Source organism: Mesorhizobium sp. L-2-11 (assembly GCF_016756595.1).
Classification (GTDB): Bacteria; Pseudomonadota; Alphaproteobacteria; order Rhizobiales; family Rhizobiaceae; genus Mesorhizobium.
Map to the genome: position 1 here is coordinate 1,078,867 of NZ_AP023257.1, position 24,837 is coordinate 1,103,703.

Below are 24,837 nucleotides of genomic sequence, written 5' to 3' on the forward strand. Positions count from 1 at the left end.
GGGAATGAATGATGGCCGGCACAACGCTGCTCGACATCAAGGGCGTCCAGACCTACTACGGCAACATCAGGGCGCTGAACGGCGTCGATGTCACCGTCAAGCAGGGCGAGATCGTGGCGCTGATCGGCGCCAATGGCGCCGGCAAGTCGACGCTGATGATGACCATTTTTGGCGCACCACGGGCGCGGGCCGGCACCATCACCTTCGCCGGCACCGACATCACCCAGTTGCCGACCCATGAGATCGCGCGCATGCGCATCGCTCAGTCGCCGGAGGGCAGGCGCATCTTCCCGCGCATGACGGTGATGGAAAACCTGCAGATGGGCGCCAGCCTCGACGACCTCAAGCACTTCGACGAGGACGTCGAGAAGGTGTTCACGCTGTTTCCACGCCTCAAGGAACGCATTGCCCAGCGCGGCGGCACGCTGTCGGGCGGCGAGCAGCAGATGCTTTCGATCGGACGTGCGCTGATGGCGCGGCCGAAACTGCTCTTGCTCGACGAGCCGTCGCTGGGCCTGGCGCCGCTGATCGTCAAGCAGATCTTCGACGCGATCCGCGAGTTGAACCGCACGCAGGGGCTGACCGTGTTCCTGGTCGAGCAGAACGCCTTCGGCGCGCTGAAGCTCGCCACGCGCGGCTATGTCATGGTCAACGGCAATGTGACGATGAGCGGCACCGGCAAGGAGCTGCTCGCCGATCCGGACGTGCGCGCCGCCTATCTCGAAGGCGGCCATCACTGAGTTCAGGAGACTTCAATCATGCAGGGCATTCTCTATGAGGAACCCTCGGTCTGGCAGTTCTTCTTCGTCACCTGCCTGCTTGGCGGCTGGGCGGCGTGGATGACGGGCAAGGCCTGCGCCCAGACATGGCGCAGCGTCGTCCAGTTGTTCGCCTATTTGCTCTGCCTCGGTATAGCCGTAAGGTTCATCCATCACGCGCTGTTCGACGGCACGATGTTCTCGCTGCATTACTACATCGTCGACACCATCGTCCTGATGATATTGGGCTTCATCGGCTATCAATACACGCGCACCAACCAGATGGTGACACAGTATAGCTGGCTCTACGAAAGAGCATCGCTTTTGAGTTGGAAACCAAAAGGTTGACGTTCATCATTAACGCCGTTTCGGGGATGAATCGGCGTGACAAGTGCCTGAAAATCGGCAAAGTACGCTTTCTGCGAGTAAAGGTGGGCATCGCATGAAAGCATCATCCACGCCCACTCTGTAAATGGGAGCGTTTTACATGAGAAAATCACTTTTGTCCGCCGTCGCCCTGACCGCGCTTGTCGCGTTCAGCGGAAGCGCGTGGGCTGACCTCCTGGTTGGTGTTGCCGGTCCGATCACCGGTCCGAACGCCGCCTTCGGCGCGCAGTTGCAGAAGGGCACCGAACAGGCTGTCGCCGACATCAATGCGGCTGGCGGCATCAACGGCGAGCAGGTCAAGCTCACGGTCGGCGACGACGTCTCCGATCCGAAGCAGGGCATTTCAGTCGCCAACAAGTTCGTCGGCGACGGGGTCAAGTTCGTGGTCGGCCACTTCAACTCCGGCGTCTCGATCCCGGCATCGGAAGTCTACGCGGAAAACGGTATCCTCGAGATCACGCCGGCCGCGACCAACCCGCAGTTCACCGAGCGCGGCCTGTGGAACACCTTCCGCACCTGCGGACGCGACGACCAGCAGGGCAGCATCGCCGGCGCCTATCTCGCGGAGCACTTCAAGGATGCCAAGATCGCGGTCGTCCACGACAAGACGACCTATGGTCAGGGTCTTGCCGACGAGACCAAGAAGGCGATGAACGCTGCCGGCGTGAAGGAAGTCATGTATGAAGGTGTCAATATCGGCGACAAGGACTTCTCGGCGCTGATCGCCAAGATGAAGCAAGCCGGCGTTTCCATCATCTATTGGGGTGGTCTGCACACCGAAGCGGGACTGATCATCCGCCAGGTGGCTGACCAGGGCCTCAAGGCCACGCTGGTTTCCGGCGACGGCATCGTGTCGAACGAGTTGGCCTCGATCGCCGGTGACGCGGTCGAGGGCACGCTGAACACGTTCGGCCCGGATCCGCGTCTGATCCCGGAGAACAAGGAACTGGTCGAGAAGTTCCGTGCGCAGGGCTTCGAGCCGGAGGCCTACACGCTTTATTCCTACGCCGCCATGCAGGCGATCGCGGCAGCCGCCACGGCCGCCAAGTCGAACGATCCGATGGAAGTTGCCAAGTCTCTCAAGGCTAACGGCCCGTTCAAGACGGTGCTGGGCGAGCTTTCCTACGACGAGAAGGGCGACCCGACACTGCCTGGCTACGTCATGTACGAATGGAAGAAGGGCGACGACGGCAAGTACACCTACGTCCAGAAGATGTAAGCCTGTCGACGACAACAATCTCGGAATGCCCGGCGTCTCGCGCCGGGCATTTTTCATGGGAGTTTCCGAAAGCCTGGATCGGGACTGCGATGCGTTGTCCGGACCGACACGCAATGTGACAAGGCGAGATCAACTAAATCGGTTTAATCTCTGCCTGATTTTGTTTGCGCTGCAGCATTTTCGCGTTAATCATGGCACCAGTTCTTTCCCGATACGTCCGGAGCCTTGTCCTTGGCAATCACGAAGATCCTTGTCGCCAACCGGTCCGAAATCGCCATCCGCGTCTTCCGCGCGGCCAACGAACTCGGCCTCAAAACCGTGGCGATCTGGGCCGAGGAGGACAAATACTCGCTGCACCGCTTCAAGGCCGACGAAAGCTATCAGGTCGGGCGCGGGCCGCATCTGAACAGGGATATGGGGCCGATCGAAAGCTATCTGTCGATCGAGGAAGTGATCCGCGTCGCCAGGCTTTCGAGCGCCGATGCCATCCATCCTGGCTATGGGCTGTTGTCGGAAAGCCCCGAATTCGCCGAAGCCTGCGCCAAGGCGGGCATTATTTTCATTGGACCCAAGCCGGATACGATGCGCAGGCTCGGCAACAAGGTCGCCGCACGCAACCTGGCGATCGAGGTCGGCGTGCCGGTAATTCCCGCCACCGATCCCCTGCCGGACGACATCGAGACGGTGAAGGCCCTCGCCAGGACGATCGGCTATCCGGTGATGCTGAAGGCGTCGTGGGGCGGCGGCGGCCGCGGCATGCGCGCCATCCGCTCGGAAGCCGATCTCGCCCGTGAGGTGACGGAGGGCAAGCGCGAAGCGAAAGCCGCCTTCGGCAAGGACGAGGTCTATCTCGAAAAGCTGATCGAGCGCGCCCGCCATGTCGAGGTCCAGGTGCTGGGCGACACACACGGCAACGCCGTGCACCTGTTCGAGCGCGATTGCTCGATCCAGCGCCGCAACCAGAAGGTGGTCGAGCGCGCGCCGGCGCCGTATCTCGAAATGTCGCAGCGCGAAGAGCTTTGCGGCTACGCGCTGAAGATCGCCCGCGAGACGAGCTATATCGGAGCCGGCACGGTCGAGTTCCTGCAGGATGCCGACACCGGCAAATTCTACTTCATCGAAGTCAATCCGCGCATCCAGGTCGAGCACACGGTCACCGAGCAGGTGACCGGCATCGACATCGTCAAGGCGCAGATTCATATCCTCGACGGTTTCGCCATCGGCACGCCGGACTCGGGCGTGCCGGCGCAGGGGGATATCAGGCTCAACGGCCATGCGCTGCAGTGCCGCATCACTACGGAGGATCCCGAGCATAATTTCATCCCCGACTATGGCCGCATCACCGCCTATCGCGGCGCTACCGGTTTCGGCATCCGCCTCGATGGCGGCACCGCCTATTCGGGCGCGGTCATCACCCGTTTCTACGACCCGCTGCTGGAAAAAGTGACGGCCTGGGCGCCGACGCCGGCCGAGACCATTGCCCGAATGAACCGGGCGCTGCGCGAATTCCGTATACGCGGCGTGGCGACCAACCTCACCTTCCTCGAGGCGATCATCAATCACCCGAGTTTCGCCGACAATTCCTATACGACCAAGTTCATCGACACGACGCCGGAACTGTTCGCCAGCGTGAAGCGGCAGGATCGCGCGACCAAGCTGCTCAACTACCTCGCCGATGTCAGCGTCAACGGCCATCCCGAAACGCGCGGCCGGCCGCAGCCGAAGGCCGATGCGGCGGCACCGATGGTGCCCTACCTCAACGGCAATGTGCCCGATGGCAGCAAGCAGAAGCTCGACGCGCTCGGGCCGGAGAAATTCGCGGCCTGGATGCGCGCACGCAAAGAAGTGCTGGTCACCGACACGACGATGCGCGACGGACACCAATCCCTGCTGGCGACGCGCGTGCGCACCTATGACATCGCCGGCATTGCCGGCACCTATGCGCGCGCACTGCCGCAGCTTTTGTCGCTCGAATGCTGGGGTGGGGCGACCTTCGACGTCGCCATGCGCTTTCTCACCGAAGACCCGTGGGAGCGGCTGGCGCTGGTGCGCGAGGCAGCGCCCAATCTGTTGCTGCAGATGCTTTTGCGCGGCGCCAACGGCGTCGGCTACACCAACTATCCCGACAATGTCGTCCAGCATTTCGTCAAACAGGCAGCAAGCGGCGGCGTCGACCTGTTCCGAGTCTTTGACTGTTTGAACTGGGTCGACAACATGCGCGTCGCCATGGACGCTGTCGGCGCCGAAGGCAAGCTGATCGAAGCGGCGATCTGCTACACCGGCGACATACTCGACCCGGCCCGAGCCAAGTACGACCTCAAATACTACGTCGCCCTGGCCAAGGAGTTGCAGGCGGCCGGCGCCCATATCATCGCGGTCAAGGACATGGCCGGGCTCTTGAAGCCGAATGCCGCCCGCGTACTGTTCAAGGCGCTCCGCGAGGCGACCGATCTGCCGATCCACTTTCACACGCACGACACGTCAGGCCTGTCGGCGGCGACGGTGCTGGCGGCGGTGGACAGCGGTGTCGACGCCATCGATGCGGCGATGGATGCCCTGTCCGGCAACACCTCGCAGCCTTGCCTGGGCTCGATCGTCGAGGCGCTGAAGGGCACCGAGCGGGATCCGGGGCTCGACCCGCAATGGATCAGGAACATCTCGTTCTATTGGGAGGCGGTGCGCAATCAGTACGCAGCCTTCGAGAGCGACCTGAAGGGGCCGGCCTCGGAAGTCTACCTGCATGAAATGCCGGGTGGGCAGTTCACCAACCTCAAGGAGCAGGCGCGCTCGCTCGGGCTGGAAACGCGCTGGCACGAAGTGGCGCAAACCTATCACGACGTCAATCTGATGTTCGGTGACATCGTCAAGGTGACGCCGTCGTCCAAGGTCGTCGGCGACATGGCGCTGATGATGGTGAGCCAGGACCTGACGGTTGCCGATGTCGAAAATCCGGCTAGGGATATCGCCTTCCCTGACTCGGTCGTGTCGATGCTGCGCGGCGACCTCGGCCAGTCGCCCGGCGGCTGGCCGGAGGCGCTGCAAAAGAAGGTGCTGAAAGGCGACAAACCGATCACCGTGCGGCCCGGTTCGCTGCTGAAAGCAGCCAATCTCAAGGCCAGCCGCAAGGAGATCGAGGACAAGCTCGAGCGCAAGCTCAGCGAATTCGAATTCGCCTCGTGGCTGATGTACCCGAAGGTCTTCTCCGACTTTACCGCAGCGCAGGAAACTTATGGGCCGGTCAGCGTGCTGCCGACGCCGACCTATTTCTACGGCATGAAGCCGGAAGACGAGATCTTTGTCGACATCGAGAAGGGCAAGACGCTGGTGGTGCGCTGCCTGGCCATCGGCGATGTCGACGAGAAGGGCATGGTCACCGTGTTCTTCGAGCTCAACGGTCAGCCGCGCCGGGTCAAAGTGCCGGACCGGGCGCACGGCGCTTCCGCCGCCAAGGCGCGGCGCAAGGCCGAGCCGGGCAACGAGGCGCATGTCGGCGCACCGATGCCGGGCGTCGTCTCGGCGCTCGCCGTTGCCGCCGGCCAGGCGGTCAAGGCCGGCGACGTGCTTTTGTCGATCGAGGCGATGAAGATGGAGACGGCATTGCATGCCGAGCGCGATGGGGTTGTCGCCGAAGTGCTGGTCAAGGCCGGCGATCAGATCGACGCCAAGGATTTGTTGATAGCCTTCGGATGAGACACAAATGTCGCCCAAGCAGAGTTTGTCTGCGTCCGGCGGCAGCCCTTCAGGCCGCATCGATAACAGCTTGACCCGCCGCCCCCGGTCGGGCATCGAACCGCTGCAAATTCGCCGCGACGGTTCGTGAGTCGCGGCATGGAAAACGACGCGGAGAAAAAATGGCCGACGACATCACCGAAACCAGCCAGACTGTTGCCGCCGGCCAGCTGCGAGCCTTCATCGAACGCATCGAGCGGCTCGAGGAAGAGAAGAAGACGATCGCCGACGACATCAAGGAAGTGTTCGCCGAGGCCAAGGGCACCGGCTTCGACACCAAGGCGATGCGGTCGATCATCCGGCTGCGCAAGAAGGACCAGGCTGAGCGGCAAGAGGAGGAAACCATCCTCGATCTCTACAAAGCCGCACTCGGCATGGTGTAAGGCTGGTAACCGCCCTGGGCGCCGGTTGCGCCCGCAACGGGTCGAACCATGAGCGAATTCGACTTTGGCGGCCGCCGCGCCTCTGAGTTCCGCCAACGCGGCTTCTGGACGCTGTTCGCGGAACGGCATCCGGAAGAAAGGCCTCTGATGGCGCGGAGCGGACCCTGGTTCTGGCAGCGCGGGCTGCCCGACTTCGCCTTGGTCCTTTCCATGTATGTCGCGCCGGCGCAGAACCATGTCGGCGTCTTCTTCGGCCGCAACGAGAAGTTCGGTGCCACGCAAGCCTGGTCGCGGTTGAAGCCGTTCCAGCCGGCGATCGAAGACAGGTTGAAGCTCAGGCCGGAACAGAGTTGCGAGGGCCTTGGCATCAATTCGCTGTGGCGCGTGAACTGTTTTGCCGAGGACAATTGGCCGGCCATGGCCGACTGGCTGGTGACGGAAGCATCGCGTTTCGAGCGCGCCGTTGCCGAGGTGCTGGGCGAGGGTGGGCAAGCCGGTCCGTGAATTCGCGTCGCAGTGGCTTGAGTCAGGTCGGCTGCGCCGTGTCGCGGCCAATCTGGTCGAGATGCTGTTGCAGCGCCAGATGGTCGAGCGCATCCACCCGCAGATTGGTGAACAGCGAGATGCGGTTGTTGAGCATGCGATAGGCATCAGCAAAGGCAAGATGCAGTTCGGCTTCGGTGCCGTCTGCCTTGGCTGGGTCCGGTATCGACCAGAGCGCGGTCATCGGATGACCCGGCCAGATCGGACAGGATTCATTCGCGGTGCTGTCGCAAAGCGTGAAGATGAAATTCATTTCCGGCGCGTCGGGCTCGGCAAACTCGTCCCAGCCTTTCGAACGGGCGAAGCTCGTGTCGTAGCTGAGGCTTTCGAGCAGCTGCAGTGCGTAGGGATTGACCTCGCGCTTCGGCTGCGAACCGGCGGAAAACGCCTTGAACCTGCCGCCACCGATCCGGCTGAGGATGGCTTCGGCCATGATCGATCGCGCCGAATTGGCGTTGCAAAGAAACAGCACGTTGTAGACATTATCGCTCATCTCTAGACCTCCTTGGCAGGCGACTGGATGATGGGGCGGCAGATGCGGGCAAGGTATCCTTGCCAAGATGCCGACGTAGAAAGGTTTCACGACCGTTTGATGACAATCTGTCAAATCATACGCTTGCGTGCCGACGATCGATTTGCGTTGACAGGCTTGCTGCTTTGGAAATCTCTGCGGCTGTCGAATGAGAGAAAGCCGCATCGATGAGTGCGCCGGAGACTTTCGAAAGCGAAGACGGCAAGGCAGGCCGTGCGGCGGGTTTTTTTCGTTCGCGCTGGCAAGGCACGGCGCCGCTAGACCGGCTGTTCTGGCGCGATCTTGTCGTTGTCGGCACGGCGATCAACATCGCAGCGTCGGTGCTGGCGCTGATCCTGCTCGGGCTGAAGCTGCCGCTCGCTCTGGTTCTGGCGGTGCATTTCGCGCCGGTGCCGTACAATTTTTTCCTGACTTTTGCGGTGTGGCGTACCGCCGAAAAATCCGGCGGCGTCAAGGCTTCGCTGATGACGCTGGGAGCTGTGCTGTGGCTGATACTGGTGGTGGTGATCTGACGGGACAGTGCTGAATTGCACAACCTTAAATTGCAGTCAGGTAGCCGGCTCGAATTTCAGCGCGACCCCGTTGATGCAATAGCGCAGGCCGGTCGGCGGCGGGCCGTCCTCGAAGACGTGGCCGAGATGGCTGCCGCAGCGGGCGCAGTGGCATTCGGTGCGGACCATGCCGTAGCTGCGGTCGACGGTCGTCTCGACCGACCCGGGCACCGGATCGTTGAAGCTTGGCCAGCCGGTGCCGCTCTCGAACTTCAGCTTGGATTCGAACAAGGGCTGGTCGCAGCCGACGCAGGAAAAAGTGCCGGCGCGCTTCTCGTGGAGCAGGGCGCAACTGCCCGGCCGCTCGGTGCCGTGATTGCGCATCACAGCATATTGCTCCGGCGTCAGCCGGGCGCGCCATTCGGCATCGGTGCGGGTGACGGGGTAGGTGTGACTGTCCATTTTTGCCTCTTGGTTCATGCCGCTATTGGGGGTTGTCTTCCCAAGTTCGCCTAAAAATAGGCATTTGTTACGGCGTTTGCCCGTATTTCCAATCCTGCCCGCGAAGAATCCTCAGGCGATCGCCGCGAGATAACGCGCAACAGACCCTGCAAATGCCGCCTTTGCCTCGCCGATGACGTTCTGGTTCCACCATGCGCCATAGATATGGTCGAACGCGAAAGGCTCCAGTGCCGACGCGATGCGGAGCACCTTCGCCGCATTGAGCGGGATGTAGTTCGGGTAGCTGTACATGAAGCTGACATGGCGGCGCGTCGGGGTGACCTGCAAGATGTCGCCGGCCAGGATGGCGTCGCCGCCGTCGCGCTTCCAGTGCAGCACCTGGCCGCCGGCAAAGTGACCGCCGCAACGGATAAGTGTCAGCGAGGGATTCAGGGCGCGCGTCTCGCCCTGCCAACTGACAACAGCCGGATGCGGCCGCATGATCCACTGACGATCGTCGGCATGCAAATAGATCGGCACGCCGCCAAACGCTTCGCTCCACTCGACCATCGCCGAATAATAATGGCAGTGCGAAATGGCGATTGCGGTGAGGCCGCCTCGTCGGTTGATTTCGGCCACCGCCTCGTCGCTGACCATCGAGATGCAGTCCCACAGCACATTGCCATGCGGCGTCTGTGCCAGCAGCGCCCGCTGGCCGATGGCGAAGCGCGGCTCGACGCCGAAGGCGAGCACGCCGGCGTCGTCTTTCATCACGAGCCGATGCCCGGCGGCGAGCTCTTGCGGTGTGATCCAGGCCTGGCCCTCCCAGCGCACATATTGCCGCTCGTCCTCGCAGATCGGGCAATGTTGCGGCGGCATCGCTGCCGCTGCGAACTGGACGCCACATTGCAGGCAGAGGAAACAGGTCGGCCGTCCTGTTTTGTGCGAATCCATTCAGTGCTTCCTTGAAAGCTGCTTCGTCGCGGCTTCGAGCCCGGCGAGCGTCAGCGGAAACATGCGGCCGCCGAAGATGTCGCGGATCATGGCGACCGAACGGGTAAAACCCCAGTGCTTTTCACTTTCGGGGTTGAGCCATACCGCGTTCGGCCATTGCTGCAGCAGGCGGCCGAGCCAGACGACGCCGGCCTCCGGATTCCAATGCTCGACCGAGCCGCCGGGATGGGCGATCTCATAGGGGCTCATCGAGGCATCGCCGACGACGATCACCTTGTAGTCCGGACCGTATTTGTGGAGCAGATCGAAGGTCGGAACCACCTCCGCATGGCGACGGCGATTGTCCTTCCACACACCCTCATAGAGGCAGTTGTGGAAGTAAAAATATTCGAGCTGGCGGAATTCGGCGCGGGCAGCGGAAAACAGCTCCTCGACGCTTCTGATGTGATCGTCCATCGAGCCGCCGACATCGAAGAACATCAGCAGCTTCACGGCGTTGCGCCGCTCGGGCCGTGTCTGCACGTCGAGATAGCCGTGCTCGGCCGTGGCGTGGATGGTGCCGGGCAGGTCGAACTCCTCCTCGGCGCCTTCGCGCACCCAACGGCGCAAGCGTTTGAGCGCGATCTTGATGTTGCGGGTGCCGAGCTCGACGGCATCGTCGAAATTCCTGAACTCGCGCTTGTCCCAGACTTTCACCGCACGGCGGTTGCGGCTCTCATGCTGGCCAATGCGAACGCCTTCGGGATTGTAGCCATAGGCGCCGAACGGTGAGGTGCCGCCGGTGCCGATCCATTTCGACCCGCCCTGATGGCGGCCCTTCTGGTCCTCCAGCCGCTTTTTCAGCGTTTCCATCAGCTTTTCGAAACCGCCGAGCGCCTCGATGAGCTTTTTCTCCTCATCGGTCAGGTGCTTTTCGGCAAGCCGCCGCAGCCATTCCTCCGGGATGTTTTGGACGTCGACCGGGTTTTCGCCAGCCAACGCTTCGACGCCCTTGAAAACGTGCGAAAAGACCTGATCGAAACGGTCGATGTGGCGCTCGTCCTTCACCAGTGCCGAGCGGGCGAGATAGTAAAAACCCTCGACGTCATAGTCGACCAGCCCCATCTCCAGCCCTTCCAGCAGCGACAGATATTCCCGGAGCGAGACCGGAACCCGCGCAACCTTCAGTTCGAGGAAGAAGGGGATGAACATGGCACCATCTATAGCAGATCATATTCGATGAAGCCGGTGCGCCGTGCCACGTGGTCGTAGAGTTTGCGCGCGGTTGTGTTGGTCTCATGCGTCATCCAGTAGACGTTTTTGACGCCGATCTTGCCGGCTTCCTGCTTGACCGCCTCGATCAGGGCGGCGCCGACGCCCTTGCCGCGCACATCCGGGTCGGCGAACAGATCCTGCAGATAGCAGTTGTTTTTTTCGGACCAGCAGGAGCGATGGTAGAGGTAGTGCGTGAGGCCGACCGCCTTACCGCCGAGCGTGGCGATGAACCCTTTTGGTTCGAACTCACCCGCCGTGAACAGCCGCTTCCAGGTGACGGCGTAGACGTCTTCCGGCAGCTTGGTTTCGTAGAAGGTGAGGTAAGCAGTCCACAGACGCTGCCAGTCGGCATGGTCGGATTGTGCGAGTGGGCGGACGGTGATCTCGGTCATTTCATTTCCTTCCGAAGCTTTCGGCTCAAGCTGCCTCGGTGCCCGGCCCGCGGCAACGGTCCAGCAACGGGAAAGCGCTGTCCGCCGCATGCCCGGCCGCTATGGCTTCGGGCGTTCGTCGCTCGAAAAGCCAAATCGCTGGCTTTTCGTCGGCTTTGGCCGACCGCTCCTCACCCCTGCCTTCTCGCCATGAAAGCCAGCCGCTCGAACAGATGCACGTCCTGTTCGTTCTTCAACAGCGCGCCGTGCAGCTTGGGCAGCGCGTTTTTCGGGTCGGCGCGCAGATCCTCGGGCGCGATATCGTCGGCCACGAGCAGGCGGATCCAGTCGAGCGCCTCGGAGGTCGACGGCTTCTTCTTCAGGCCCGGCACGTCGCGGATCTCGTAGAACTGGGTGAGTGCGGCGCGCACCAGGTTCTGCTTGATGCCGGGATAGTGCACGTCGACAATCCTGTGCAGCGTCTCGACGTCGGGAAAGCGGATATAGTGGAAGAAGCAGCGGCGCAGGAAGGCGTCCGGCAGTTCCTTCTCGTTGTTGGAGGTGATGATGACGATCGGGCGCACGGCGGCGCGGATCGTCTCGCCGGTCTCGTAGACGAAGAACTCCATCCTATCGAGTTCCTGCAGCAAATCGTTGGGGAACTCGATGTCGGCCTTGTCGATCTCATCGATCAGAAGCACGACCTTCCTGGCCGCCGCGAAGGCATCCCACAGCTTGCCGCGTTTGATGTAGTTCCTGATGTCGTTGAAGCGCTCGTCGCCGAGCTGGCTGTCGCGCAGCCGCAAGACGGCGTCATACTCGTAGAGGCCCTGCTGCGCCCTTGTCGTCGACTTGACATGCCATTCGATCAGATCGAGGCCGAGCGCGGCCGCCACTTGCCTGGCCAGTTCGGTCTTGCCGGTGCCGGGCTCGCCCTTGACCAGCAATGGCCGCTCCAGCGCGATCGCCGCATTGACCGCCACCATCAGATCCTTGTCGGCGACATAGGCCGCCGTGCCTTCGAAACGCATTTTTGCTCCTCGGTTTTCACGGCAACCGTAAGGAGGCAGCCCGGCCCATGCAAGGCGCAGCGGGAGGGCGCGGTAAAACCTTGTGCCTGGAAACTCTCACGCAGGGCTGAGTGACGAATTAAGCCACCGAGCATGGCCATCTCTATGGCGCTTGGTTGATCGTCGGCCTATATTGGGCAAGACGGTCTGCGCTTCCCGGCAGGAGAACATTTTCCCCGGGGCCTTAATGATCCCTAGGGAGCTGTCCCTGGGAAGACCCGTGGGTTTTCTCATACGGCGCCCACCTACTTTGTAGGTTCCCGGGATCGCTCTCTCCACCGGTTGTGTGGATCGTCACTCGACGCAAAGGGTCCACGCCTCGGTGGATCATGCGGTGGAAAACGTCGCTCCTAAAACTCCATCCAAATCTGACCTTTTCTACACGTCGGCGCATGACATCCTTGAAAGAACTGAAAAAAAAACTGCGACGCGAAGCACTCGGGCGCCGCGACGCGCTCGATCCGTTCTGGCGGGTGGAGGCAGCACTCGAAATGGCCGAGACGGCGCGGGACAGCATCGCGATAGAGCCGGGCCAGATCGTCTCCGGCTTCTGGCCGATGCGCTCGGAAGTCGACGTCCGGCCGCTGATGTTCGCGTTGCGCGAAAAAGGTGCACGGCTTTGCCTGCCGGCGATTCTCGACAAGACCACCATCGTCTTTCGCGAATTGGTGCGCGGCGCACCGATGATCGAGATGGGGTTTGGCACCGTCGGGCCGCATGAGGAGGCCGAGGTGCTCGATCCCCAGGTGATGCTGGTGCCGCTTGCCGCATTCGATGCGCGCGGCCACCGCATCGGCTACGGCGCCGGCTATTACGACCGTGCCATCGCGCGGCTGGTCGACAAGGGGCAGCCGCCGCGGCTGATCGGCATTGCTTTCGACTGCCAGGAGGTGGCGCTGGTGCCGGACGAGCCGCATGACGTGACCATTCCGGAAATACTCACCGAGAGCGGGTTGCGCCGGTTCGCGCCGAAATTGTAGTAAAGTTCCTGGACGCATGGTCTTTTCCGAAAGTCATGCAGCTTTTCTGCTTCGCTGACCTTCGGTTCGGGATCAGGCTTATATGAGACTTCTCTTCCTCGGCGATATGGTCGGCAAGACGGGACGCACGGCGGTGTGGGAACAACTGCCCGGCCTGATCTCGGATTTCAAACTCGACTTCGTCATCGTCAATGGCGAGAACGCCGCCGGCGGCTTCGGCATCACCGAAGAGATCTTTCGCGAGACGATCGCGGCGGGCGCCGATGTCGTCACCACCGGCAACCATGTCTGGGACCAGCGCGATGCGCTGGCTTTCGCGCCGCGCGAGGAACGGTTCCTGCGTCCGTCCAATTTCCCCAAGGGCACGCCGGGGCGGGGCTCGGGCGTCTACATCGCCAGGAACGGCGCGCGCGTTCTGGTCGCCAACATCATGGGCCGGGTGTTCATGCATCCTGAACTCGACGATCCATTCCAGGCCGGCGAGCGCGAGCTTGCCGCCTGCCCGCTCGGCGAGCAGGCCGATGCGGTGGTCATCGATTTCCATGCCGAGGCGACCTCTGAAAAAATGTGCTTTGCGCACTTCGTCGACGGCCGCGCCAGCCTGGTCGTCGGCACCCACACGCATCAGCCGACCGGCGACCACCATATCCTCAATGGCGGCACCGGCTACATCTCAGACGCAGGCATGTGCGGCGACTATGATTCTTCGCTTGGCATGGACAAGGAGGAGCCGCTCAACCGGTTTCTGTCGAAGGTGCCGAAAGGACGCTTCGAAGCGGCGAGCGGCCCGGCGACATTGTGCGGCGTCGGCGTCGACATTTCGGATCGCAGCGGACTGACCGAGCGGATTGCGCCGTTTCGCCGCGGGCCGCGGCTCGAAGAAACCGCGCCCTCGTTCTGGTCATGACATTGATGTAAGCGATTGTAGTACCTAATTGCCGGCTACGCCTGCTTCAGATCGTAAGAGGGGACGACCTCCATGCAGCTCATCGAATTCCTGGCGCCACATTTCGCCTTTGTCTCCGATCCGACCGCATGGGTCGCGTTGCTGACGCTGATCGTGCTGGAGGTCGTGCTCGGCATCGACAATCTGATCTTCATCTCGATCCTGACCAACAAATTGCCGGAGACGCAGAGGGCCCGCGCCCGGCGAATCGGCATTTCTGCGGCGCTGATCATGCGGCTGGTGCTGCTTGCCACCATCTCGATCATCGTCCAGTTGACGGCGCCGGTGTTCACCGCTTTCGGCCATGGCTTTTCCTGGCGCGATCTGATCCTGATCGCCGGCGGCCTATTCCTCGTCTGGAAAGCGACCAAGGAAATCCACCATACGGTCGATCTCGAGGATCACCAGGATACGATGATCGGCGAGGCGCTGCAGCTTTCGCTGGCCGGAGCCGTCTTCCAGATCCTGCTGCTCGACCTTGTCTTTTCGATCGATTCGATCATCACCGCGGTCGGCATGACCGACGAGATCGCCATCATGTACATCGCCGTCATCGTCGCGGTCACCGTGATGATGCTGGCGGCCGGGCCGCTCGCCAATTTCATCGCCAAGAATCCCAGCATCGTCATGCTGGCGCTGAGCTTCCTGCTGATGATCGGCATGACGCTGATCGCCGACGGCATGGGCTTCCATGTACCGAAGGGCTACATCTACGCCGCCATGGGTTTTTCCGCGCTGGTCGAGGGCCTCAACATGCTGGCGCGACGTCGGAGGAAGGCAAAGGCCGGCGCGGGGCACTGAGTCATCGATGTTTGACTCTTACGGAATTGTACGTACAATATTGTAAATTATGGTGCGGCCTTGCAATTCGAGTGGGATGCTGAAAAGGCCAGGCGCAATCTTGGCAAGCACGGTGTCGCATTCGATCTTGCAAAGGGCGTCTTCGATGATCCGCTTCATCTCCGTGCCTGACCGGTTCGAAGATGGGGAGCAACGATGGCATGCGATCGGGATGATTGAGATGCTGGTGGTTTTGCTCGTTGTGCACACATACCCTGATCTCGACGATGGAGAACGGGTTCGGATTATCGGCGCCCGAAAAGCGACGCCGCATGAAAGGAGGCGCTATGAGCAGGAAGGAGCTTAGCCAGGATCAGCGCGACCAGCTTGCCAAGCTGGCTGATTTGCCTGACGACGAAATCGATACTTCCGACATTCCAGAAGCCCCGACCGAGAACTGGGTTCACGCTCGCCGCGGGCATCTCTATCGACCGCTCAAGCAACCGGTGACCATTCGGCTCGACGCGGATGTGCTGTCCTGGTTCAAGGAGCATGTCGAGGGTGGCGGCTATCAAACCGAGATCAATCGCGTGCTCCGTCGTCATGTGGCGGAGCAGGAAAAGCGGCGGTCCTAAGCGCTTCAGCTAAGCGGTCGGCACGCCGTTCGGATGACGGTCGCCGATCAGGCCAAGCGTCAAGCCTTGCTCCAACCAGGCTTTGGCGCCGGCGAGCACCAGCGCGAAGCCATCGGTCGAGCCGATCGCCTGTTTGACCTGTTCATCGGGGCTGCCGGCAAACCCGAAATTGCGAACCTCGAGAAAGGTGCCGCCCGGCATCTCGGTAAAAGTCCAGACCACCGTGGTCGGCGGATCGCTCCATTGCATGACGATCTTTTCGTTCCTGACGAACTCGCTGACCGTGACCGGCGTCGAAACACCATACATCCGCCATTCCCAGCGAACTTCTTTGCCGCTTTCGAGCCTGTCGCTGCCATGGGTGAACCAGAATTTCGTGGTGATCGCCGGATCGACGATGGCTTCGAACACGTCGGCAACCCGCCGCCGGATCAGCATGCCGGCTTCGGCGACCGGTGCCTCACGGATTTCCATGTTGTCCTCCTCTTGAAGTCGACGCAGCCTCTGTCAGCGGGCGTCGGGGTCACCAGGCGTCGGGTTCTCGCACCAGGTGAATGATGTTGGCCGGATTGGTGATCCAGCCGCCGCGAAAACCTTCGCCGAGCGCCTCGATGGCGTCGCAGCGCACAACGCCGGCCTTGGCGAGATGATCGGCCGCGGCCGCAAAATCGTCGGTGAACAACTCCAGCCAGATCTCGGCCTGGCTCAGCATCGGGGCCTCGTCGAGCCACAGGCGATTGGGGCCGAGCTCGAAACCGACGGCCGGCGCCTTCGCCGTGAACGGTTTCAGGCCGACGACATCGCGGTAGAAGGCGATCGTCTCCTGGTATTGGTGAGGCGGCACTTTCATGGCGATGTTGATGCCGCCGGTGATTTTCGCAGCCATTGTTTGCTCCGTCTTCTCAGATATTGTCTTCATTGGCGGGCTCGCCCTTCATCTCGCTGCGATAGTAGCCGTCGCGCAAATTGATGCCGTATTCGACATAGGCCTTCATGCAGGCCAGCATTTGCGACCAGCCCTCGCAATTGAGGTAGGATTTTTTCAGACCGACCGCGTCCTCGTGCCAGCCGGCCTCGGAGATGGTGACGAAGGTGCCGCCGTCGTCCAGCGGCTCGAAATTCATCTCGATGCGCGTCTTGTAAGCCGGCTTGCGGTCGGCGTCGGTGGCGTCCCAGCGCAACACGATGCGGCTGTCTTTCTCCACCTCATCGACCTCGACCGGGACCTTGCCCCACCAGACGACCCTGGCGCCGGCCACCAGCGGGGCACTGGCGCCGCCGATGGTGGTGAAATAGCCGCTGAGCTTGTTCGGATTGACGACCGCATCGAAGACTTCGGCGACCGGTTTGCCGATGCGGCCCGAAACTCTGAATCCAAGAGACATATCCACAGCTCCTTCCTTGATCAGAACCGCATTATGTTATAAAAATATAACATGTCAAGCAAAACGCAGGACGACAATGTTTTCAAGGCGCTGGCGCATCCGCGCCGGCGTGCGCTGCTCGACGAGCTGAAGGACGCGCCGCGGACCACCGGCATGCTGTGCGATGCCTTTCCCGACATGGACCGCTGCACCGTCATGCTGCATCTGAAAGTGCTGGAGGAAGCCGACCTGGTGGTGGCGCGGCGCGAGGGGCGCGAACGCTGGAACCATCTCAATGCGCTGCCGATCAAGCAGATCCACGACCGCTGGATCAGCCAGTATGCCACGCATGCGATCAGCATTCTCGACCGGCTGAGATCCGATCTGGAGGGGTGAGCGGCCGCAGGCATGCAGCTGGCCGGCGTGTTGAGCACCGCCCTTGCGGCGCGGCTGGACGAATTGAGCCGATTTATCTATAAGCCGGCCATTCCGAGACAGAGCGCCGTACGTCCATCCGGACGCAGCAGGGACGTTCTGAGATTTTGAATTCGAGCATTTTGGCAAAGGCGAGGTGACTACCTCGCTGCAGGATGCTCCGCCAAGAAGACGACAGGGGTGCCATGGCTGGCCATTCACAGTTCAAGAACATCATGCACCGCAAGGGCCGCCAGGATGCGGTGCGGTCGAAAATGTTTTCCAAGCTGGCGCGCGAAATAACCGTCGCCGCCAAGAGCGGCACGCCGGATCCGTCGATGAACCCGCGCCTGCGTCTTGCCGTGCAGAACGCCAAGGCGGTGTCGATGCCGAAAGACAACATCCAGCGCGCCATCAACAAGGCGTCGATGGGCGATGCCGAGACTTACGAAGCCGTGCGCTACGAAGGCTACGGGCCAGGCGGCGTCGCGCTGATCGTCGAGGCGCTGACCGACAACCGCAACCGCTCGGCGTCGAATGTGCGCGCCGCCTTCACCAAGGCCGGCGGGGCGATGGGCGAAACCGGCTCGGTGTCGTTCATGTGGGACCGTGTCGGCGAGATTTTTTATCCGGCGTCGGTCGGCAGCGCCGAGAAGGTCATGGACGCGGCGATCGAGGCCGGAGCCGACGACGTCCAGTCGGACGAGGAAGGTCACACGATCTATTGCGCTTTCGAGAATCTCGGCGAAGTGTCGAAGGCGCTGGAAGGCGCGCTCGGCGAGGCTGAATCGGTGAAGCCGATCTGGAAGCCGCAAACCAGCATTGCGGTCGACGAGGAGCGGGCACAGTCGCTGATGAAGCTGGTCGCCACGCTCGAGGACGATGACGACGTGCAGAGCGTCTACGCCAATTTCGAGGTCGACGACGAAACCATGGCGAAACTCAGCGCTGCATGAGCACAGCTCAGTCCGAGATATGAGCGGAGTTCAATCTGACATGGCCGAAAAGGTGCTGCCCACCATCCGCATCAGCTATTGCGTGCAGTGCCACTGGCTCTTGCGGGCCGGCTGGATGGCTCAGGAGCTGCTTTCGACCTTCGCAACGGATCTGGGCGAAGTCACGCTGGTGCCCGGCACCGGCGGCATCTTCACCATTTCCTGCAACGACACCCTGATCTGGGACCGCAAGCGGGACGGCGGCTTTCCCGATGCCGCAAGGCTCAAGCAGCTGGTTCGCGACGTGATCGATCCGGACCGCGATCTTGGCCATGTCGACCGCAAGATCGACAAGTCAACAGAAAAAGATACCACGTCAAAAAACCCTGCCTGACGCAGGGTCCCTGCATTTCACCGCCACGCCATGATGAAGCAGGCCAGTGCTGCGATGGCAGTGATGGTGCGGACGTGGTTCCACATCACCCAATCCCTGAGATAGGTGGTCCACACAGCGGCGCCGTTGGCGCTCGCCGGATCGACGGCGGCCAGCGCGTTGTTGAGCGGCACGTTAAAGATCATCGTCACGATCAGGTTGCCGACGAGATAGACCAGGGCGCCGGCGAGAATCCAGAATGAACCCGGTTGGCCCCAGCCGATGACAGCGCCGACGGCAAGCACAAGGCAGATCAGTCCGGTGCCGAAGAGCGCGGTCATGAACATCGGCGTCACCGCAGTGACATTGATCGAATTCATGGCGGCGATGCCGCCCGCGGCCGGCATGCGGGCGAGGCCCGGCATGACAAAGCTGGAGAAGGCGAAGAAGACACCAGCGACGACGCCTGAGCCGAGCGCGGAGATGAAGGTGAGGCTGGGAAGCAGTTTCATGATCATGTCAGTCACTCCAGATGCCCGTAGCAGCAGTTTCGGATGCATAGGCGGAAAAGTCCTTTGGGGCGCGGCCGAGCACGCGCTCGACGCCGTCAGTCAGCGCCTCGTTGCGGCCGTCGAGCACTTCGGTGAACAGCTCGTTGAGCAGCCAGGCGAACTCGGCCGGCAAGTTGTACCCGGCTACAGCGGCGGTGAACTCGGCATGCGAAATCCTGACGAAGCGAATGTCGCGGCCGGCCGCGTTGCCGATCTCGGCGACCGCGTCGGCGAAGCTCAGCAGCCGTGGCCCGGTCAGCTCGTAAAGCTGGCCGACATGGCCTTGACGGGTAAGCACCGTCACGGCGGCGTCGGCAATGTCGTCGGCGTCGACGAACGGTTCTCCGACAGTGCCGACCGGCAAAGCCACCTCACCGGCGAGCAGCGAATCGAGCAGTAAACTCTCGCTGAAATTCTGGGAAAACCAGGCGCAGCGCAGGATCGTCCAGTCGGCGCCCGAGGCTTTGAGCATCTCTTCGGCACGTTGCGCTTCGGTTTCGCCACGTCCTGACAGTAGCACCAGCCGGTTGACGCCACGTTCCACGGCAAGACGAGAGAAGGCGCCGACCGCTTCGGCCGCACCGGGCACCGCGAGATCGGGATAGTAGCTGATGTAGACGGCGCCGATACCATCGAGCGCGGGTTCCCAGGTCGCGTCGTTTTCCCAGTCGAAGGGCGGCGTGCCCGAGCGCGAGCCGATCCGTACCGGCAGGCCCTGCGCCGTCAGCCTGTCTGCGAGACGACGGCCGGTTTTGCCGGTGCCGCCGAGGATCAAAATCGGTTTTGTTGCTGTGTCGGTCATGGCGATTTCCTTTGCTCAGAAATATGAGTAATCCTCACATTTGCAAAACGTGATAAACCCTCGTATTTCTTGAGTCAAGCCAATTTGTTGATCATTCGCCGGGGAGACAGTGATGGAAGGCTTATCGGGTTCGCAGGATGGCCAGATCGCATCGCCGCGCCGGGCGCCCAGCCAGCAGCGCAGCCGCGAGCGGGTCGAGCGGATGCTGGCCGCCGCCTCTGCGCTGATCGCCGAACAAGGCAGCGATGCCATGCGCATGGCCGAAGTGGCGGAACGGGCCGGCGTGTCGATCGGCTCGCTTTACCAGTTCTTCCCCGACAAGCGGGCGATCATCTGGGCGCTGGCCGAACGCTACACCGCCGAAAGCCAGGCCTGCATCGCGGCAGCACTTGCCGAGGTTCGCGACGCCGAAGGGCTGCGGCGGGCATTCTCCGAGCTGGTGGATATTTATTATGGGCTGTTCCTGGCCGAGCCGGTGATGCGCGACATCTGGTCAGGCACGCAGGCCGACAAGGCACTGCACGAACTCGAGCTCGCCGACAGCCGGGCCAACGCCGAATTCCTCACCGCGGTGCTGAAGCGGCTGCGGCCGACCGCCGATCCGGCGGCGCTGGAAACGACGGCGTTTCTCGTCTGGCAGATGGGCGAAGCCACCATGCGGCTGGCGATCTCGGTCGATCGAAAGGAAGGCGACGACCTGGTCGCTGCCTACAAGCGGATGGCGCTGCGCGAACTGGTCGGCGAATAGACCGGCCCGTGTAACGATGACTAACGGCCGAAGCGAGCGCCGCCCCTCATCCGCCTGCCGGCACCTTCTCTCCCGTATGAGACGAGGAGAAAGAGCCGGCCGCCACCGCGGCACACTTCCTGCAACGCTGACAATTGGCGGAAAATAGTCGAGAGCGTCCCTCTCCCCGTCACTATACGGGGAGAGGTCGCCGGCAGAAGGTGAGGGCAGCGCAGCGCAGAACCTGGAACGAGAGGCTCCATGAACAAAAAACCCGCCAGAAGGCGGGTTTTGATCTGCTAAAAGTTTAGGCCTACAGCCCAAAACCTTCGAAACGCTTCTTGAACTTCGACAGGCGGCCGCCGCGGTCGAGCAGGGTCTGCTGGCCGCCGGTCCAGGCCGGATGGGTGGTCGGGTCGATGTCGAGGTTCATCGTATCGCCTTCCTTGCCCCAGGTCGAACGGGTCATGTATTCGGTGCCGTCGGTCATGACGACCTTGATGGTGTGGTAGTCGGGATGGATATCGGTCTTCATTGTGCTATTCCTGGTTCGCTGGCGCCGCTGACGGGCGTAAAGCCTGCGTCGATGCGCCCCTTTTTAAAACTCGAAGCCGCAGCTATTGAGGAGCCACGGCTTTTAAAAACGGTCGGCGAGCCTATACATCAGCCGGAATTGAATCACAAGGCCGCGGCAAGCGCATATTGAGGCGCATGCCCAGAAGGCGGCCAGAGGAAACGGTCATGGCGCACACCAGCGGCGATGCAGACGAGCGCAGGCGCTCGCTCAAGCCGCTGCGGCGCCTGTTCCCCTACATCACCCGCTACCGGAAAATGGTCATTGGCGCGGTCGTCTCGCTGACCATTGCTGCGGCGACGACGCTGGCGCTGCCGCTGGCCGTGCGGCGGATGATCGATCACGGCTTTTCCGCCTCCGACTCCAGCTTCATCGCCGAGTATTTCGCCATGCTGGTGGTGATGGCTGCCTTGCTCGCCGTGGCGTCAGCCTGCCGCTATTATTTCGTCATCACGCTGGGCGAGCGCGTCGTCGCCGACATCCGCAGCGACGTATTCCGCCATGTCACGACGCTGTCGCCATCCTTTTTTGACACCGCACAGTCGGGCGAGATCGTCTCGCGGCTCGCCGCCGACACGACGCAGGTCAAGTCGGCGGTCGGTGCCACCGCGTCGGTGGCGCTGCGCAACGTCATTCTTGGGCTTGGCGCCGTGGCGATGATGGTCTTCACCAGCCCAAAACTGTCGGGCCTCGTCATCGCCGCCATTCCGGTGATCGTGCTGCCGCTCGTCGCCTTCGGCCGCTCGGTGCGGCGCAAATCACGGCTGGCGCAGGACACGCTGGCCGACGCCACGGCCTATGCCAGCGAGCAGATCGGCGCGGTGCGCACGCTGCAGGCCTTCACCAACGAGAAGCTGGTCACCGGGCATTTTTCAGCTGCCGTGGAAGCCGCTTTCGCAGCGGCGCGGTCCTCGATCTTTGCCCGCTCCTTCCTCACCTTCTTCGCCATCTTCATGATCTTTTCCTCGGTAGTGGCGGTGCTGTGGTTCGGTTCGCGCGACGTGCTCGACGGCACGCTGTCGCCGGGCACTCTCGGCCAGTTCCTGCTCTATTCGGTGTTCGCCGCCGGCGCACTCGGCGCGCTGTCGGAAGTGTGGGGCGAGCTTTCCCAGGCGGCGGGTGCTGCCGAACGGCTGACCGAGATCCTGGCCGAGAAGCCCGCGATCCAGGCCCCAGCGCATCCGAAACCGCTGCCGGCGACGGCCAGAGGCGCAATCAGTTTCGACGACGTGTCCTTCTCCTACCCCGCTGGGCCCGACCGCGCCGCCGTCCACGGTCTGAGTTTCCAGGTCAAGCCCGGCGAGACGGTGGCGATCGTCGGCCCGTCGGGCGCCGGCAAGAGCACCGTCTTTTCGCTGCTTTTGCGCTTCTACGACCCCGAGACCGGCAAGATCATGATCGACGGCGTCAATGTGCGCGAGGCCGACCCTGCCGCGATCCGGGAGCGCATCGCCATCGTGCCGCAGGATGTCACCATCTTCGCGGCCAGCGCGCGCGACAATATCGGCTTCGGCCGTCCGGACGCCAGCCAGGCCGAGATCGAGGCGGCGGCCAGGGATGCGGTTGCCGACGAGTTCATCCTGAAACTCGAGAAAGGCTATGACAGCCAGGTCGGCGAGCGCGGCGTGACCTTGTCCGGCGGCCAGCGCCAGCGCGTGGCGATTGCCCGCGCGATCCTGCGCGATGCGCCGATCCTTCTGCTTGACGAGGCAACCTCGGCGCTCGACGCCGAAAGCGAGACGCTGGTGCAGACGGCGCTGGAGCGGCTGATGCAGGACCGCACCACCATCGTCATCGCCCACCGGCTAGCGACGGTGCTGAAGGCGGACCGGATCCTGGTCATGGATGGCGGCTGCATCGTCGAGGAAGGCACCCACCAGAGCCTCGTCGCCAAGGGCGGCATCTATGCGCGGCTGGCCAAGCTGCAGTTCGAAACCGGGGCGAACGCTTTCAGGGGCGCCGCGGAGTAGTGGGACGACGCTGCCAAACGGCTTCGTCTTTTGCAAATGGCGCTGGTCGGCAGTGACGAAGTGCCGCCGCGTTCTATGCGCTTGAAGATATGTCAGGCCCCATTCAGCACCTCCCCGTACCTTCTCCTCAAATGATCGGTGAAATGCGTGGCGTTGAGCTTCTCGCCGGTGGCGCGCTCGAGCAGCTCGGGCGTCGACCAGCGCGAGCCTTGCGACCAGATCCTTTCACGGCGCCAGTCGTTGATCGCTGCGAAATTTCCCTTGGCGAGGTCTTCGTCGGCCGAGGGATGCTCTCTGGTCAAGGCGGCCCATTGCTGCGCCGCAATCATCGCGCCCAGCGTATAAGACGGGAAATAGCCGAAGGCAGCACCCGGCCAGTGCACGTCCTGCATCGGCCCGTCGGCCGGATTGTCTGATGTCGACAGGCCGAGATAACAGCGCATCTTGGCGTCCCAGGCCTCGGGCAGGTCGGCGGCCTCCAGCCGCCCCGAAACCAGCTCCTGCTCCAGCTCGTAGCGCAGGATGACGTGCAGCGGATAGGTGACCTCGTCGGCGTCGACGCGGATCAACCCGCGCTCGACCCGGTGTACATGCGGCAGGATGTCGTCGATCGACCAGGTCTCGCCGAGGTGCTTTTCGACCACCGGCAGCGCCCAGCGCCAGAATTCCGGATTGCGGCCGATCTGCTTCTCTACGAACAGGCTCTGGCTTTCATGCACAGCCATGCCGCGCGCCTTGCCGAGCGGCCAGTGCGCCCACGCCTGCGGCAGGTTCTGTTCGTAAAGCGCGTGCCCGGTCTCGTGCAGTACGCCCATCAGCGCCGAAAGGAAATCGGAGGTCTTGTAGCGGGTCGTGATGCGCACGTCGCTCGGCACGCCGCCGCAGAACGGATGATGCGATACCGACAGCGAGCCATGGGTGAGATCGAAGCCAACCGCCGCCATCATGGCGAGGCCGAGCTCGCGCTGCTTTTCGATCGCATAGCTGCCCGAAAGCGGCTTCAGCGGATGTTTCGCCAGTCGCTCTTCCTGCACGGCCAGTGCCTCCGGCACGAAATCCCTGAGAAAGGTCTTCAACTCGGCGAAGACCGGCGTGATGTCGGCGGTGCGGTTGCCGGGATCGTACTGCTCCATCAGTGCGTCGTACGGATCGAGGCCGAGCACGTCGGCGCGAAGCGCTGCTTCCTCGCGCACCAGCGCGACGACGCCTTCGAGCGCCGGCAAGAACCCGGCCCAGTCGTTCTTTGCACGCAAGTCGCGCCACAACTGCTCGGAGCGCATCCGGGCGGTGGTTTGGCGCTCGACGAATTCGACCGGCAGGCAGGTCAGGTTGGTGTATTGCCGCCGGAACTCCTTGACCGCCGCCTGCTGTTCTTCGTTCAGCGTTTCCTGTTCGGCCGCCGCGATCCAGTCGGCGATCTCCGGCGCGGTCGCTCTGGCGTGATGCATGCCGGCCAGCGCCGACATCGCCTCGGCGCGCTTTTCGCCGCCGCCGACGGCCATGTGGGTCGCCTCGTCGGCGCCGAGAATGGCGAGCGCATGCTCCAGTGCTTCGAGCTTTTGGCCGAGGTCGTCGAGTTTTTGAAAGGACATGGCGGGTTCCGCTGAATTTGAACGGCGGGAAAAGATACCACTGCGCTGATATTGGCAAGCCT

The 24,837-nt window shown here is 62.4% G+C and carries 32 protein-coding genes and 1 other RNA gene; 20 read left to right on the forward strand and 13 right to left on the reverse strand.

Annotated elements, in window-relative coordinates; translation table 11 throughout:
* Positions 1-11 precede the first annotated feature (11 nt).
* From JG739_RS05100 to JG739_RS05125, 7 genes are all read left to right on the forward strand, one after another.
* The gene (locus JG739_RS05100) at positions 12-740 is read left to right on the forward strand and encodes an ABC transporter ATP-binding protein (RefSeq protein WP_202367347.1); all 729 of its coding nucleotides are present in this window, start codon (positions 12-14) and stop codon (positions 738-740) included.
* An 18-nt stretch (positions 741-758) separates the two neighbouring features.
* Positions 759-1,106, forward strand: coding sequence for a DUF6867 family protein (locus JG739_RS05105; protein ID WP_202365535.1), 348 nt, complete (start codon positions 759-761; stop codon positions 1,104-1,106).
* Between the two features lie 139 nt (positions 1,107-1,245).
* Entirely contained in the window at positions 1,246-2,364 is a 1,119-nt protein-coding gene (locus JG739_RS05110) for a branched-chain amino acid ABC transporter substrate-binding protein (protein WP_202365536.1), read from the forward strand.
* 231 nt (positions 2,365-2,595) lie between these two features.
* The gene (pyc, locus tag JG739_RS05115; RefSeq protein ID WP_202365537.1) at positions 2,596-6,054 is read left to right on the forward strand and encodes a pyruvate carboxylase; all 3,459 of its coding nucleotides are present in this window, start codon (positions 2,596-2,598) and stop codon (positions 6,052-6,054) included.
* A 7-nt stretch (positions 6,055-6,061) separates the two neighbouring features.
* On the forward strand, positions 6,062-6,184 hold the full coding sequence (locus tag JG739_RS35990; RefSeq protein WP_274609423.1) for a hypothetical protein: 123 nt from the start codon (positions 6,062-6,064) through the stop codon (positions 6,182-6,184).
* A gap of 31 nt (positions 6,185-6,215) precedes the next feature.
* Positions 6,216-6,476 carry a DUF2312 domain-containing protein gene (locus JG739_RS05120; RefSeq protein ID WP_023800031.1) on the forward strand — a complete coding sequence of 87 codons (261 nt, stop codon included), beginning with the start codon at positions 6,216-6,218 and terminating at the stop codon, positions 6,474-6,476.
* Positions 6,477-6,524: 48 nt separating this feature from the next.
* The gene (locus JG739_RS05125; RefSeq protein WP_202365538.1) at positions 6,525-6,980 is read left to right on the forward strand and encodes a hypothetical protein; all 456 of its coding nucleotides are present in this window, start codon (positions 6,525-6,527) and stop codon (positions 6,978-6,980) included.
* A 22-nt stretch (positions 6,981-7,002) separates the two neighbouring features.
* Here the strand turns inward: JG739_RS05125 and JG739_RS05130 are convergent, their stop codons facing one another.
* A complete protein-coding gene (locus tag JG739_RS05130) occupies positions 7,003-7,512 on the reverse strand; it encodes an arsenate reductase ArsC (RefSeq protein ID WP_202365539.1) in 510 nt (169 codons plus the stop codon).
* Between the two features lie 206 nt (positions 7,513-7,718).
* Here JG739_RS05130 and JG739_RS05135 point away from each other — a divergent pair, with 206 nt between their 5' ends.
* Entirely contained in the window at positions 7,719-8,063 is a 345-nt protein-coding gene (locus tag JG739_RS05135) for a hypothetical protein (RefSeq protein WP_202365540.1), read from the forward strand.
* 36 nt (positions 8,064-8,099) lie between these two features.
* Here JG739_RS05135 and msrB read toward each other — a convergent pair whose 3' ends face one another.
* The 5 genes from msrB to JG739_RS05160 form a co-directional block, all read right to left on the reverse strand.
* Positions 8,100-8,504 carry a peptide-methionine (R)-S-oxide reductase MsrB gene (msrB, locus tag JG739_RS05140; RefSeq protein ID WP_202365541.1) on the reverse strand — a complete coding sequence of 135 codons (405 nt, stop codon included), beginning with the start codon at positions 8,502-8,504 and terminating at the stop codon, positions 8,100-8,102.
* A 111-nt stretch (positions 8,505-8,615) separates the two neighbouring features.
* Positions 8,616-9,437: an MBL fold metallo-hydrolase gene (locus JG739_RS05145; RefSeq protein WP_202365542.1), complete on the reverse strand. Its 822-nt coding sequence runs from the start codon at positions 9,435-9,437 to the stop codon at positions 8,616-8,618.
* A complete protein-coding gene (locus JG739_RS05150; RefSeq protein WP_202365543.1) occupies positions 9,438-10,628 on the reverse strand; it encodes a vWA domain-containing protein in 1,191 nt (396 codons plus the stop codon).
* Between the two features lie 8 nt (positions 10,629-10,636).
* The gene (locus tag JG739_RS05155; protein WP_202365544.1) at positions 10,637-11,083 is read right to left on the reverse strand and encodes a GNAT family N-acetyltransferase; all 447 of its coding nucleotides are present in this window, start codon (positions 11,081-11,083) and stop codon (positions 10,637-10,639) included.
* Between the two features lie 170 nt (positions 11,084-11,253).
* Entirely contained in the window at positions 11,254-12,093 is an 840-nt protein-coding gene (locus JG739_RS05160) for an AAA family ATPase (RefSeq protein WP_202365545.1), read from the reverse strand.
* A gap of 180 nt (positions 12,094-12,273) precedes the next feature.
* Here JG739_RS05160 and ssrS point away from each other — a divergent pair.
* The 6 genes from ssrS to JG739_RS05190 all read left to right on the forward strand — a co-directional run bounded on the left by ssrS (position 12,274) and on the right by JG739_RS05190 (position 15,473).
* Positions 12,274-12,429: non-coding RNA, 6S RNA (gene ssrS / locus JG739_RS05165), on the forward strand.
* 95 nt (positions 12,430-12,524) lie between these two features.
* Positions 12,525-13,112: a 5-formyltetrahydrofolate cyclo-ligase gene (locus tag JG739_RS05170; protein ID WP_202365546.1), complete on the forward strand. Its 588-nt coding sequence runs from the start codon at positions 12,525-12,527 to the stop codon at positions 13,110-13,112.
* An 82-nt stretch (positions 13,113-13,194) separates the two neighbouring features.
* On the forward strand, positions 13,195-14,019 hold the full coding sequence (locus JG739_RS05175) for a TIGR00282 family metallophosphoesterase (RefSeq protein WP_202365547.1): 825 nt from the start codon (positions 13,195-13,197) through the stop codon (positions 14,017-14,019).
* Positions 14,020-14,091: 72 nt separating this feature from the next.
* Positions 14,092-14,859: a TerC family protein gene (locus JG739_RS05180; RefSeq protein ID WP_202365548.1), complete on the forward strand. Its 768-nt coding sequence runs from the start codon at positions 14,092-14,094 to the stop codon at positions 14,857-14,859.
* Between the two features lie 145 nt (positions 14,860-15,004).
* A complete protein-coding gene (locus JG739_RS05185; RefSeq protein WP_244749705.1) occupies positions 15,005-15,205 on the forward strand; it encodes a BrnT family toxin in 201 nt (66 codons plus the stop codon).
* A complete protein-coding gene (locus JG739_RS05190; RefSeq protein WP_202365549.1) occupies positions 15,186-15,473 on the forward strand; it encodes a BrnA antitoxin family protein in 288 nt (95 codons plus the stop codon). The genes JG739_RS05185 and JG739_RS05190 overlap by 20 nt, the downstream gene beginning before the upstream one ends.
* A gap of 9 nt (positions 15,474-15,482) precedes the next feature.
* On the opposite strand, the gene JG739_RS05195 is transcribed toward JG739_RS05190, so the two are convergent.
* The 3 genes from JG739_RS05195 to JG739_RS05205 are packed head-to-tail and all read right to left on the reverse strand — an operon-like array spanning position 15,483 to position 16,858.
* Entirely contained in the window at positions 15,483-15,947 is a 465-nt protein-coding gene (locus JG739_RS05195) for an SRPBCC family protein (protein ID WP_202365550.1), read from the reverse strand.
* Between the two features lie 49 nt (positions 15,948-15,996).
* Positions 15,997-16,359: a hypothetical protein gene (locus JG739_RS05200; RefSeq protein WP_202365551.1), complete on the reverse strand. Its 363-nt coding sequence runs from the start codon at positions 16,357-16,359 to the stop codon at positions 15,997-15,999.
* 16 nt (positions 16,360-16,375) lie between these two features.
* Positions 16,376-16,858, reverse strand: coding sequence for an SRPBCC domain-containing protein (locus JG739_RS05205; RefSeq protein ID WP_202365552.1), 483 nt, complete (start codon positions 16,856-16,858; stop codon positions 16,376-16,378).
* 51 nt (positions 16,859-16,909) lie between these two features.
* On the opposite strand from JG739_RS05205, the gene JG739_RS05210 reads away from it, so the two are divergent.
* The 3 genes from JG739_RS05210 to JG739_RS05220 all read left to right on the forward strand — a co-directional run bounded on the left by JG739_RS05210 (position 16,910) and on the right by JG739_RS05220 (position 18,580).
* Positions 16,910-17,233 (forward strand): ArsR/SmtB family transcription factor, encoded by a 324-nt coding sequence (locus JG739_RS05210; protein WP_202365553.1) that lies wholly within the window; start codon positions 16,910-16,912, stop codon positions 17,231-17,233.
* Between the two features lie 224 nt (positions 17,234-17,457).
* The gene (locus JG739_RS05215; protein ID WP_202365554.1) at positions 17,458-18,207 is read left to right on the forward strand and encodes a YebC/PmpR family DNA-binding transcriptional regulator; all 750 of its coding nucleotides are present in this window, start codon (positions 17,458-17,460) and stop codon (positions 18,205-18,207) included.
* 40 nt (positions 18,208-18,247) lie between these two features.
* Complete coding sequence (locus JG739_RS05220; protein WP_202365555.1) at positions 18,248-18,580, forward strand: SelT/SelW/SelH family protein; 333 nt, start codon at positions 18,248-18,250, stop codon at positions 18,578-18,580.
* A 17-nt stretch (positions 18,581-18,597) separates the two neighbouring features.
* On the opposite strand, the gene JG739_RS05225 is transcribed toward JG739_RS05220, so the two are convergent.
* Positions 18,598-19,077, reverse strand: coding sequence for an anthrone oxygenase family protein (locus JG739_RS05225; protein ID WP_202365556.1), 480 nt, complete (start codon positions 19,075-19,077; stop codon positions 18,598-18,600).
* Position 19,078: 1 nt separating this feature from the next.
* Positions 19,079-19,912, reverse strand: coding sequence for an NAD(P)H-binding protein (locus JG739_RS05230; protein WP_202365557.1), 834 nt, complete (start codon positions 19,910-19,912; stop codon positions 19,079-19,081).
* A 112-nt stretch (positions 19,913-20,024) separates the two neighbouring features.
* Here JG739_RS05230 and JG739_RS05235 point away from each other — a divergent pair, with 112 nt between their 5' ends.
* Positions 20,025-20,660, forward strand: a complete 636-nt coding sequence (locus JG739_RS05235) for a TetR/AcrR family transcriptional regulator (protein WP_202365558.1) — start codon at positions 20,025-20,027, stop codon at positions 20,658-20,660.
* A 292-nt stretch (positions 20,661-20,952) separates the two neighbouring features.
* Here the strand turns inward: JG739_RS05235 and rpmE are convergent, their stop codons facing one another.
* Positions 20,953-21,174 (reverse strand): 50S ribosomal protein L31, encoded by a 222-nt coding sequence (gene rpmE, locus JG739_RS05240; RefSeq protein ID WP_006327661.1) that lies wholly within the window; start codon positions 21,172-21,174, stop codon positions 20,953-20,955.
* On the opposite strand from rpmE, the gene JG739_RS05245 reads away from it, so the two are divergent.
* Complete coding sequence (locus JG739_RS05245) at positions 21,157-21,345, forward strand: hypothetical protein (RefSeq protein WP_128181536.1); 189 nt, start codon at positions 21,157-21,159, stop codon at positions 21,343-21,345. The two genes, rpmE and JG739_RS05245, sit on opposite strands and share 18 nt — an antisense overlap.
* A gap of 35 nt (positions 21,346-21,380) precedes the next feature.
* Positions 21,381-23,183, forward strand: coding sequence for an ABC transporter transmembrane domain-containing protein (locus JG739_RS05250; RefSeq protein WP_202365559.1), 1,803 nt, complete (start codon positions 21,381-21,383; stop codon positions 23,181-23,183).
* A 92-nt stretch (positions 23,184-23,275) separates the two neighbouring features.
* On the opposite strand, the gene JG739_RS05255 is transcribed toward JG739_RS05250, so the two are convergent.
* The gene (locus JG739_RS05255; RefSeq protein WP_202365560.1) at positions 23,276-24,775 is read right to left on the reverse strand and encodes a carboxypeptidase M32; all 1,500 of its coding nucleotides are present in this window, start codon (positions 24,773-24,775) and stop codon (positions 23,276-23,278) included.
* Between the last annotated feature and the right edge of the window lie 62 nt (positions 24,776-24,837).